This is a genomic window from Rhodococcus sp. 05-2254-6 (assembly GCF_002258565.1).
Classification (GTDB): Bacteria; Actinomycetota; Actinomycetes; order Mycobacteriales; family Mycobacteriaceae; genus Rhodococcoides.
The window spans coordinates 1-10,825 of sequence record NZ_NOZF01000053.1 but is presented as its reverse complement, the minus strand read 5'-3'; the positions used below and the strand labels follow the sequence as shown (position 1 = coordinate 10,825).

At 65.8% G+C, this 10,825-nt stretch carries 10 protein-coding genes; 4 read left to right on the top strand and 6 right to left on the bottom strand.

Annotated elements, in window-relative coordinates; genetic code table 11:
- A partial coding sequence (locus tag CH256_RS06720; RefSeq protein ID WP_094669157.1) for a Na+/H+ antiporter NhaA occupies positions 1–1,292 on the top strand: 1,292 nt, incomplete at its 5' end.
- Positions 1,293–1,377: 85 nt separating this feature from the next.
- Here CH256_RS06720 and CH256_RS06715 read toward each other — a convergent pair.
- Together CH256_RS06715 and CH256_RS06710 are read right to left on the bottom strand one after the other, a co-directional pair.
- Positions 1,378–2,463 (bottom strand): DNA polymerase domain-containing protein, encoded by a 1,086-nt coding sequence (locus CH256_RS06715; protein ID WP_094669156.1) that lies wholly within the window; start codon positions 2,461–2,463, stop codon positions 1,378–1,380.
- A gap of 2 nt (positions 2,464–2,465) precedes the next feature.
- On the bottom strand, positions 2,466–3,515 hold the full coding sequence (locus tag CH256_RS06710) for an ATP-dependent DNA ligase (protein ID WP_094669158.1): 1,050 nt from the start codon (positions 3,513–3,515) through the stop codon (positions 2,466–2,468).
- Between the two features lie 86 nt (positions 3,516–3,601).
- Between CH256_RS06710 and lppU the strand changes: the two genes are divergently transcribed.
- Both lppU and CH256_RS06700 read left to right on the top strand, forming a co-directional pair.
- Positions 3,602–4,201, top strand: a complete 600-nt coding sequence (gene lppU / locus CH256_RS06705) for an LppU family putative lipoprotein (RefSeq protein WP_094669155.1) — start codon at positions 3,602–3,604, stop codon at positions 4,199–4,201.
- The gene (locus CH256_RS06700) at positions 4,198–5,634 is read left to right on the top strand and encodes an MFS transporter (RefSeq protein WP_094640571.1); all 1,437 of its coding nucleotides are present in this window, start codon (positions 4,198–4,200) and stop codon (positions 5,632–5,634) included. The genes lppU and CH256_RS06700 overlap by 4 nt, the downstream gene beginning before the upstream one ends.
- 27 nt (positions 5,635–5,661) lie before the next feature.
- Here the strand turns inward: CH256_RS06700 and CH256_RS06695 are convergent, their stop codons facing one another.
- Genes CH256_RS06695 through CH256_RS06680 form a run of 4 tightly spaced genes read right to left on the bottom strand, consistent with a single transcriptional unit; the run spans position 5,662 to position 8,838 of the window.
- Positions 5,662–6,540, bottom strand: a complete 879-nt coding sequence (locus tag CH256_RS06695; protein WP_176460334.1) for a universal stress protein — start codon at positions 6,538–6,540, stop codon at positions 5,662–5,664.
- 38 nt (positions 6,541–6,578) lie between these two features.
- Positions 6,579–6,941 carry a hypothetical protein gene (locus CH256_RS06690; protein WP_094640569.1) on the bottom strand — a complete coding sequence of 121 codons (363 nt, stop codon included), beginning with the start codon at positions 6,939–6,941 and terminating at the stop codon, positions 6,579–6,581.
- A complete protein-coding gene (locus tag CH256_RS06685) occupies positions 6,938–7,840 on the bottom strand; it encodes a universal stress protein (RefSeq protein WP_094640568.1) in 903 nt (300 codons plus the stop codon). Before CH256_RS06685 ends, CH256_RS06690 begins: the two co-directional genes overlap by 4 nt.
- Positions 7,837–8,838: an Acg family FMN-binding oxidoreductase gene (locus tag CH256_RS06680; protein ID WP_094640598.1), complete on the bottom strand. Its 1,002-nt coding sequence runs from the start codon at positions 8,836–8,838 to the stop codon at positions 7,837–7,839. Before CH256_RS06680 ends, CH256_RS06685 begins: the two co-directional genes overlap by 4 nt.
- A 223-nt stretch (positions 8,839–9,061) precedes the next feature.
- On the opposite strand from CH256_RS06680, the gene ilvD reads away from it, so the two are divergent.
- Positions 9,062–10,777 carry a dihydroxy-acid dehydratase gene (gene ilvD, locus CH256_RS06675; protein WP_094640567.1) on the top strand — a complete coding sequence of 572 codons (1,716 nt, stop codon included), beginning with the start codon at positions 9,062–9,064 and terminating at the stop codon, positions 10,775–10,777.
- Positions 10,778–10,825: the final 48 nt, after the last annotated feature.

Here is a 10,825-nt window from a genome sequence, read left to right as displayed (position 1 = left end):
TCTTCTACACCGACAACCTCGATGTGGTGCCGTTGGTGCTGGCGTTCGTCGGTCTGGGGCTGATCTTCCTGCTGCGTCGGCTCGAGGTGTGGCGCGGCGTCGGGTACTTCGTCGTCGCACTGTTCACCTGGGTTGCGATGTACGAGTCCGGAGTTCACCCCACCCTCGCGGGAGTGATGATCGCCTTGATTCTTCCGGTGTATCCGCCGCGCCGTACCGAGGTGGAACGCGCGGCGGATCTGACACGCGCGTTCCGACAGTCGCCCAATCCCGAATACGCCCGCGCGGCCCGTCTCGGGCTCGATCGCGCGGTGTCGGTCAACGAACGTCTCATGCGGCTCTACCAGCCGTACACGGCGTTCATCATCGTGCCGATCTTCGCGCTCGCCAACGCCGGAGTCGTCCTGAGCTCGGACACTCTGAAAGCCGCGTCGACCTCGACACTCACCTGGGGCATCATCGCCGGTCTCGTCCTCGGCAAGCTCGTCGGAATCACGGCTGCCTCCGCTGTTTTCGCGAAGTTGAGACCGTCGTCCCTGGCTCCGGGCCTGACGCTGTCACACATCGCAGGCGGTGCCGCGATGTCCGGAATCGGATTCACGATCTCGTTGTTCATCATCGATCTCGCACTCGACGACCCGTTGCTGGCCGACGAAGCACGGGTCGGCGTGTTGGTGGCCTCGGTGATCGCCGCGGTACTCGGCTGGGTTCTCTTCCGCATCGACGAGAAGATTCATCCTCCGAAAGCCGAAGCCTCTCTCCGCATTCTGCGTCCGGTCGACGCCAAGCGCGATCACATCCGCGGCCCGGTGGACGCACCGTTGACCATCGTGGAGTATGCGGATTTCGAGTGCCCGTTCTGCAGCAAGGCAACCGGCAGTGTCGCCGAGGTACGCAAGCACTTCGGCGACGACCTTCGGTACGTCTACCGGCACCTGCCGCTCGACGACTATCACCCGCACGCCCGCTACGCCGCGTACGCCAGCGAGGCCGCCGCAGCGCAGGGGAAGTTCTGGGAGATGGCCGACGTGTTGTTCCGCAACAGTGATGCTCTCGAACCCGACGACATCGACGGCTACGCGCGCGAACTCGGCCTCGACATGGACAAATTCGAGGACGACATCCGCACCGGCGATCACGTCGTTCGCGTCGAGGACGACGAGCTCGACGCCTCGTCCTCGGACGTGGACGGCACCCCGACCTTCTACCTGGGACGCGGCGACAAGAACCTGACCCGGCACGTCGGACCATACGATGCGGCGACGTTGATCCGGGAACTCGAATCCATGTGAGCGCGGGCAAGGTTGCACAGAACACGTCCGCGTCGACTGAATACCGTCGATACGGCGTCGTAGTGTGCAACGTTGCCCGGCTTCGTCAGCTCTCCGTGCGATTCCCCTCCGCATCCCAGTGCTCGGCGACCTTTTTCGACGGCTGCACTCGGGGCGGTTCGCCGGGCATCTTGGGGTAATCCGGCGGGAAGTTCAGCTCCCCGCCCGGCAGTGTTTCCCACAGGTGCAGAAGGGGTTCGAGGGAGTAGGCCTGCTCGTCCATATCGGCCCACGGGTCTCCGTCCTGAACCAGCTCCGGCACCGTGACGAGGTTGTACTCACGTGGATCGGTGATATCTGCCAACTGCAACCACGTCATCGGAGTGCTCACCGTCGCGCCCGGCCGGGCCCGCAGACTCCATGCACTGGCGATGGTTCGGTCTCGATTGTTCTGGTTGTAGTCGATGAAGATGCGTTCTCCGCGTTCCTCTTTCCACCAGTTGGTGGTCACCCCGTCGTCGCGCCGTTCCAGCTCGCGGCCCAGGCCGATGGCCGCGTGGCGCACCTGCTCGAAGGTGTACTGCGGCTCGATGCGAACGTATATGTGAATGCCCCGATTCCCACTCGTCTTCGGGTAGCCGCGTAAACCCAGCTCCTCCAACAGCTCTCGGGTCACGTCGGCCACTCGCAGGGCGTCCGCGAACGTGGTTCCCGGCTGCGGATCGAGGTCGAGACGCAACTCGTCGGGATGGTCGACGTCCGGTCGCCGCACCGGCCACGGATGGAAGGTCAGCGTGCCCATCTGCGCCGCCCACACCAGCGACGCGGATTCGGACGGGCACAGCTCTTCGGCGGTGCGCTTGCTGGGGAACGCGATCTTCACCGTCTCGATCCACTCGGGCGCACCCTTGGGCAACCGCTTCTGATAGAAACCGTCGCCCTCCTTGTCCTGGGGTCCGAGTGCCAATCTCATGCCCTCGCGATAGCCGTCGGGCCAACGCTCCATCGCGGTGGGGCGGTCACCGATCGCCCGCATCAGAGGCTCCCCGACGGCCGCGAAGTACTCGCACACCTGCAGTTTGGTGATCTCCGGGGTGCGTTCGGTGGCCTGAAAGATCACGCGATCGGGGCTCGACACCCGCACTTCGCGCTCGCCGGCCTGCACGAACGCCGGTGGTGTTTTCGCGGCCATGGCTACCGTCCCCCGGCAATGACGTCGGCGACGTCGTAGCGCACCGGAACCTCGAGCTGGTCGTACGCGCACGAGCGCGGCTCACGATCGGGTCGCCACCGCAGGAACCGCGCCACGTGCCGCAGCCGAGCCCCTTCCATCTGGTCGTAGGCCACCTCGATGACGCGCTCGATGCGCACCGGGATCCAGTTGCGGTCGTTCGACGAATTCCAGCGGGTCGCTTCGCCGTCGTACGTGACGTCGTCGCCGAGCCGGAGCGGTTCGAGTTCTTCGAGCAGTTCCAGCCGTCGCTTGTCGGTGAAGGCCGACGCGCCGCCGATCATGCGCAGGTCGTCGCCGTCGTACAGACCGAGCAGCAGAGATCCGATACCGTTGCCGGACTTATGGATTCGATAACCGATCAACACACAGTCGGCGGTACGCGCATGCTTGATCTTGACCATCTCGCGCTTGTTCGGCAGATAGAGACCGTCGAGCTTCTTGGCCACCACACCGTCGAGCCCGGCACCCTCGAAACGCTCGAACCAATCCTCGGCCACCGCCGCGTCGTCGGTGGCGGAGGTGACGTGACAGCTCGTCCCGCCGGTACCCACCGCGTCGAGCAGTCTCGCTCGCCGCGTCGAGAACGGCTCACCCGTCAGGTCCTCGTCGCCGACGGCCAACAGGTCGAAGCCGATGAACTGCGCGGGCGTCTTCTCCGCGAGCATGGTCACCCGGCTCGCCGCGGGGTGAATCCGTTCGGACAGCGACTCCCAGTCCAGACGAGTGGATCCGTCCTTCTCGCGGGGGACGACGATCTCGCCGTCGACGACGATCTTCTCGGGCAGCTCGGCCTTGATCGCCTCCACCAACTCCGGGAAATAGCGTGCCAGGTCCTTACCGCCACGTGACCCCAGCACCACCTCGTCTCCGTCACGGAAGACGATCGCGCGAAACCCGTCCCATTTCGGCTCGTACGACCACACCGCGGGCCCGTCCTCGGGCTGTGCGGGCACCACTTTCGCGGCTTTGGCGAGCATCGGTGCGACCGGCACGGCAAGAGGAAGATCCACGCAGTTCATCCTGCCTCATGCAGCCGACGAGCGAGTCCGATATTTTCTACACGAGCACGGTCGAACCTACGAGGGCAGGACTCACCATGGCGTCATCCAGTCGTTCGGTCCGCGCTCTCGTGCTCGCGTTGTCGTCGTGCGCGGCGCTGATGCTCGGCGGATGCGCCTCGGAAGTGTCCGGTACCGCCGTCGCCATCTCCGGTGCCACCATTCCCGCCACCACGACCACCAACCCTCCCACCACCACACCTCAGACCGACATCGACGACGGCGGCAGTGTCGACATCGACGTGGAGATCGGCGAGTGCGTGGCCCTGGGCGGAACCGTCGACGAGGCGGCCATCGACAACGCGGCCTGCGGATCTCCGCAGTCCAACTACGTCGTCTTCGCCAAGACGCCCACCTCCGCCGAGTGCCCCGAGGATGCCGATCAGTACTACTACGAGACCTACTTCGACATCGAACAGGGAGCCCTGTGCCTCGACATCGACTGGCAGGTCGGTGGATGCATGGACCTCGTCGGTGAATTCGCTCAGCGGATCGACTGCGCGACCCCCGGTGCCGACACCCGCCGCGTCGTGACCATCCTGCAGGGCACCTCGTCCGTCGACGACTGCCCCGACCCCGCGCTGTACGGATTCGAGAAGGACTCACGCAACTTCGTCGTCTGCGTCGAACGGTTGTGACCGCCACCGACATCTCGGTCTCGAGCGCTCGGGGGCGCTGGATCGTCGCAGCCACGGTGCTCGGTTCGGCTCTGGCGATGCTCGACGCCACCGTGGTCAATATCGCGTTACCCGCGATCGGTCGCGATCTCGGTTCGGGCGTCACCGGTCTGCAGTGGACGCTGAGCGGTTACACCTTGACGCTGGCCTCGCTGATTCTGCTGGGCGGGTCGCTAGGCGACCGGCTGGGGCGCAGGCGGGTGTTCGTCTGGGGCACCGTCTGGTTCGCGGCCGCGTCGGTGCTCTGCGGGCTCGCTCCCAGCATCGAGGTGCTGGTCGCGGCGCGCCTACTGCAGGGCGTCGGCGCGGCCTTGTTGACGCCGGGTTCTCTCGCGCTGATCTCGGCCTCCATCAGGGCCGAGGACCGAGGAGCTGCGATCGGTCTGTGGTCGGGTCTCGGCGGCGTCGCGTCCGCGGTCGGTCCGTTGCTCGGCGGCTGGTTGGTCGACGCCGTCGGGTGGCGTTCGGTGTTCCTGATCAACATCCCGCTCGCCGTCGTGGTCGTGTGGGTGGCAGCGAAACACGTTCCCGAGAGCCGAGATCCGCACGCATCCGGCCGACTCGACGTACCGGGAGCGGTGACCGTCGCGGCAGCGCTGGGTCTGCTCACGTACGGTCTGATCGAGTCACATGCCCTGGCGCTCGCTCTGGGTGTCGTCGCGGCCGGAGTGTTCGTGGTGATCGAGCGTCGCTCGCACGATCCACTGGTTCCGCCGTCGCTGTTCGCATCCCGAGTGTTTCTGGCGGCCAACCTCGTCACCTTCGCCGTGTACGCGGCTCTGGGCGGCGTGTTCTTTCTTCTGGTGTTGCAGTTGCAGTTCGCCGTGGGCTACTCACCCATCGCGGCCGGAGTGGCCACGCTGCCGATCACCGCTCTGATGCTCGTCCTGTCCGCCCGCGCGGGCAGAATCGCCGGACGCATCGGACCTCGTGTTCCGATGACCGTCGGGCCGCTGCTCTCGGCACTGGGGCTGTTGCTGATGTTGCGCATCGGACCCGGATCCACCTACGCCACAGACGTTCTGCCTGCGGTTGTCGTCTTCGGGCTCGGATTGTCCGCTCTGGTGGCCCCGCTGACCGGAGCGGTTCTGGGCGCGGTGTCGACCGATCGTGCCGGAATCGCGTCTGGAGTCAACAATGCCGTGGCCCGCACCAGTCAACTGCTCGCCGTGGCCGCGCTCCCTGCGCTCGCCGGTATCGCGGGATCCGATTACGCTGCGCCGGAGGTGTTCTCGGACGGCTTCCACACCGCGATGCTGATGTGCACCGGATTGCTGGTGATCGGTGCGGTCATCGCGGCGGTACTGATCCGCGGCACCGGCGACGACGCGTCGAACTGTCCCCCGCACTGCGACATCGGCTCACCACCACCCGCCTCGCGTCGGAGCGCGTGACTCACCGCACTGGGTCATCGCACTGGGTCATCGCACGATCAGCACCGAGCAGTCGGCGTGGTGAACGAGATTCTGACTGACCGACCCCAGAATCGTCCCACGCAGAGCACCTCGACCGCGAGAACCCACCACGAGCATCGACGCCGACGCCGACATCGCGCGCAGGCCTCGCGTCGGGCTCGACTGCGCGCTCACAGTGCTCAGCGCAACCTCCGGATACTTCTCGTGCATCTTCTCCACATGCGTTTCGAGCCAATGCTTTTCGTGAGCGCGAATGCTCACCCAGTCGACGCCCTCGAATCCCGTTCCCAGGCCCGGCTGGGCCGCGAATCCCCAGTAGTTCGCCGCGACCACGGGTGCACCGACGGTGTGCGCGAACTCGAGCGCGGCACTCAACGCTCGATCCGACTGCTCGCTTCCGTCGACGCCCACCACGATGGGCCTGGCCGGATCGACGCTCTCCCCACCACCACGCACGAGCAGTACGGGGCAACGGGCGTGCGTGACGACCCGAAGGGTGTTGCTGCCCAGGGTCAGGTCTCGTAGTGCACTCGACTTCCTCGATCCCAGCACGATCAATTCGGCGTCGGCATTCGACAGGTACGACGCGATGGTGCCGTCGACGCTGACGATGTCGACGGATACGTCGGGTGCAACGTCGTGCATCGCTCCGGCCGCACGGGTGAGATGCTTTCGCCCGATCATGCGGAGGTCCCGCTCGAGCGCACCGCCGTCCACGAACGCTGCCGATCCGTACCAATCCCCCTCGGGGACAGCGTGAATCAACCGAACGGACGCGTGTGTCTTCGCGGCGTAGGCGGCCGCCCACAGTGCTGCGGCATCGGCCTCGGTGGAGCCGTCGATGCCCACCAGGATGGGAAGCACGCGGTCGGTGGAATTGCTCATGATGTGTTCCTGTCTCGATGGGGAAGCCGTCGGGTCGGTCAGGGATGGAACAGGGCAGATACTTCGTCGGTATCGATATCGGTGCGGCATCCGCTAGATTCGAGCTCGACGTAGAAGGTCTCGTAGCCGCGCGGGTCGGCCCCGCTGACACCGGTGCTGCGTCGCTCGAACACGCGCACCCCCGGCCACCGGCCGAGCACCGCAGTTCTCAGATCGTGTCCGTCCGGGGAGGTTCCGGCGAGCGGTCCGTATTCGGCGATCATCACCGCGTACACGGTGCCGCCGGTCGACGCGGTGGTCACCGGAAACACCGTCGACCCTGTCGATGCCGGACTGTCGACGGTGATGGAATCGGTCTCCATCCGCCGGGTACCTGCCGCTGCTGGTGCGTCGTTCGTCATCGTCGAGTCCCCGCTGTCGTCGTGTCCCTGCAGATCATCACCGGGCAGCGCGCATGCCGCGTGAGGTTGCTACTGGTCGATCCGAACAGTGCTCTCGCCACCACTCCTCGTCCGTGGCTACCGACCACCACGAGGCCGGCACGCTTGGACAAATCTATCAACAGATGCGCCGGATTACCCTGTTGCACAATATGTTCGACGGATACGTCCGGATACTTCTCACTCCATCCGGCAAGACATTCCGACAGCAGCATTCGCTGCTCGCGCTCGATCTCGGCACTGTCGGGCGATCCCGGCAAGGAGAGCGCCGCCCCCTGGGACAACGAGCTCCAGGCAAGCGCGGCGATCATCGGCACACCCAACAGAGACGCCAGATCGAAGGCCTGCTCGACGGCCACCTCACTCGTCGCACTGCCGTCGATACCGACGAGGATCGGTGCGTCGACGGTGCCGATTCCCTCCCGCCAGACGATCACCGGACACAGGGCCGCGTTCGAGGTTTCCTGCGCCGTACTCCCGAACAATGCCGACACGATCGGGCCGGAACCGGAGTTACCGACGACGAGCATGCGGGCGGTGCGGGAGTGTCCGACCATCATCGTGCATGCGGTCGCTTCCTCCACCGAGGTGGTCACGGCCAGGTTCGGATGACGGGACAGCACCGCGGTGGCAACGTCGGTGACGACGCGTTCGGCCGCGCGCCGCTGCTCGTCCCACACCTCCGTCGGCACCACCGTTGCGGGCTCGCCCATGTAGAACACGGGCTGCTGTACTGCCCCGGCGATCAGCAGCGGAGAATCCAACTTCTCGGCCAGGGTGGCCGCCCAGCGGGCAGCGTCGATGCTGGCTGGCGAGCCGTCCACGCCGACAACGATTTTCTGGTGTCCTGCGAGAATCACGATCGTCTCCTGTTCGTTGCGCGGGCGGGTGCCGAGAGCACCGACGCGACCGCGTGTCGTGGGGTTCGGGGTGGCGGTGAGCCGATCATCGGTTTACCGACTCGAATCAGCACCTGCGCCACCCCTGTGCGTGCAGCGAGAGATTCGACCAAGCGCCTGCTACCCGACTGTTCCGTCATGTGCGTCAACGGGCACGTCGCCAGTCCGTCCGCTGTCGCTGCCAGGAGGAAGGCAGACATGGCTCGACCGCTCTGCAGCCAATCCAGGCGTTCGTCCGATGACGTCTCGAGCAGCACCACGGTGGATTCGTCCTCGACCGGCTCCTGTGTCACGGTCGCGGCGACCCGGTGCGGTTCGGGGAACACTCGTCCGACCTGCACCCTCGATGCATCCGCGCGGTTCGTCAGAGCCTCGGGCGGAATTCCTCCCGATCGGAACGCGTGCCCGGCCCACCATCTGATCTCCGCCTGATACGTCGCGTCGTACTTACGTACGCTCGCGCTCAGAGTCGATGCCTTCGCCAACGTCTCTTTGGACTCGGCCGACAGGACGGTCATCTCGGTGCCGTAGTGCTCCTGACCCAGGTATCGCGTCAGATCGCGATTGCTCGGCACCGGCCCGAACGCTCGCCGATCCGAGTACCGCCGATTGATCGCAGTGAGCAGGTCGAACTCGTGCGACCGGGGATGCGCGTCGTGCACGAAACGAACACGCGCGAGGTGATCCGGTGCACCCGGGGTCGGCAACAGGTCGATCTCTGCCGTCCACCTGTTGGCTGCCGCGGCCTTCTGCAGGTGGTCCAAGGCAGCCCCGCAGCTCATCACCATCTGCCGCTCGGTCGGGTCTATCGCCCCGAGCACGCGCGAGCTGTCGGTGTACAGATCGAGTACGTGCTCGGAGTAGATCCACCTCCACGGCTGACTGTTGTGCACCGACGGAGCGCGACACGCGAGCTCCACCAGCATCTCCACCACGGCCGTATCCGGCTGATCGTTCATCGTCTCTCCTCGGACTCCCACCGCGATGCGGCGACACACCCACTCTCTCCCCGAGCTGGTGGTGCTCGACAGGGCCATTCGTCACTCGATGAAGGGCACTCGAGACGTACGAGTTGGGTGCATGCCGATCGAGAGCCGCAACCACAGGTTTAGTGTTGACGGTGAATGCGACTCAGGAGCGGAACCTGAGGACGCGACCGTCCGCCGACCGCTCAGGAGAGTCATGACGACCCCGCAGAATCCCCACGAAGACATCGACGTCAAGCCGCGCAGCCGCGACGTCACCGACGGACTGGAGAAAACGGCAGCGCGCGGCATGCTCCGCGCCGTCGGGATGGGCGACGAAGACTGGGGCAAATCCCAGATCGGCGTCGCGTCGTCGTGGAACGAGATCACCCCGTGCAACCTCTCGCTCGAACGTCTGGCGAAGGCCGTCAAGAAGGGCGTCCACGCCGCCGGCGGCTACCCGCTGGAATTCGGCACCATTTCGGTGTCCGACGGTATCTCGATGGGTCACGAGGGCATGCACTTCTCGTTGGTCTCCCGTGAGGTGATCGCCGACAGCGTCGAAACCGTCATCAGCGCAGAGCGTCTCGACGGTTCCGTCCTGCTCGCCGGATGCGACAAGTCGCTGCCCGGAATGCTCATGGCCGCAGCGCGTCTGGACCTGGCGAGTGTTTTCCTCTACGCCGGCTCCACGTTGCCCGGGTTCGCAACCCTGTCCGACGGCAGCGAGCACCAGGTGACGATCATCGACGCCTTCGAGGCCGTCGGTGCCTGTTCACGAGGACTCATGTCACGCGCCGACGTCGACACCATCGAACGCGCCATCTGCCCCGGCGAAGGTGCCTGCGGCGGAATGTACACCGCCAACACGATGGCCAGCGCAGCCGAAGCGATGGGAATGTCGTTGCCCGGCAGCGCATCTCCTCCCGCTCCCGATCGCCGACGCGACGGATTCGCCCACGCCAGCGGCGAGGCCGTCGTCGATCTTCTGCGACGCGGCATCCGCACCAGCGACATCCTCACCAAGGAAGCGTTCGAGAACGCCATCGCCGTTGTCATGGCATTCGGCGGCTCGACCAACGCGGTGCTGCACCTCCTGGCCATCGCCCACGAGGCGCAGGTGGACCTGACCCTCGCCGACTTCACCCGCGTCGGCGCGAAGGTTCCCCACCTGGCGGACGTCAAGCCGTTCGGCAAGCACGTCATGACCGACGTCGACGCCATCGGCGGAGTCCCCGTCGTGATGAAGGCTCTGCTCGACGCAGGCCTGATGCACGGCGACTGCATGACGGTCACCGGTAAGACCGTGGCGCAGAACCTCGCTCACATCGCGCCCCCTGACCCCGACGGAAAGGTACTGCGCGCACTCGACAAGCCGATCCACCCGACGGGCGGCATCACCATCCTCGAAGGATCGCTCGCCCCCGGCGGAGCCGTCGTCAAGTCCGCAGGCTTCGACTCCGACGTCTTCGTCGGCACCGCACGAGTTTTCGAGCGTGAACGCGCGGCCATGGACGCCCTCGAAGACGGCACCATCGCAGCAGGCGACGTCGTGGTCATCCGCTACGAAGGACCCAAGGGCGGGCCGGGAATGCGCGAGATGCTCGCAATCACCGGAGCCATCAAGGGTGCGGGACTCGGCAAGGACGTCCTGCTGCTCACCGACGGCCGATTCTCCGGCGGCACCACCGGCCTCTGCGTCGGACACGTGGCACCCGAGGCAGTCGACGGCGGACCCATCGCCTTCGTCCGCGACGGTGACCAGATCCGACTCGACGTCGGCAAGGGCACCCTCGACCTGCTCGTCGACGCAGCCGAAATGGACTCCCGCGCACAGGGCTGGGCACCACTGCCGCCGCGCTACACCCGAGGAGTGTTGGCCAAATACTCCAAGCTGGTCGGATCGGCCTCGAACGGTGCGGTGCTGATCTAGCCGTCCCCTTTCCGCCCTCCCCCCCTGCCGCGTCAATGGACCATTGCA

Bases quoted from the DNA above. Each gene is read 5' to 3' on its own strand.
- CH256_RS06690 (WP_094640569.1), bottom strand. From the start codon at position 6,941: ATGACGAACGACGCACCAGCAGCGGCAGGTACCCGGCGGATGGAGACC.
- ilvD (WP_094640567.1), top strand. From the start codon at position 9,062: ATGACGACCCCGCAGAATCCCCACGAAGACATCGACGTCAAGCCGCGC.
- CH256_RS06680 (WP_094640598.1), bottom strand. From the start codon at position 8,838: ATGAACGATCAGCCGGATACGGCCGTGGTGGAGATGCTGGTGGAGCTC.
- lppU (WP_094669155.1), top strand. From the start codon at position 3,602: ATGGCGTCATCCAGTCGTTCGGTCCGCGCTCTCGTGCTCGCGTTGTCG.
- CH256_RS06715 (WP_094669156.1), bottom strand. From the start codon at position 2,463: ATGGCCGCGAAAACACCACCGGCGTTCGTGCAGGCCGGCGAGCGCGAA.
- CH256_RS06695 (WP_176460334.1), bottom strand. From the start codon at position 6,540: ATGAGCAATTCCACCGACCGCGTGCTTCCCATCCTGGTGGGCATCGAC.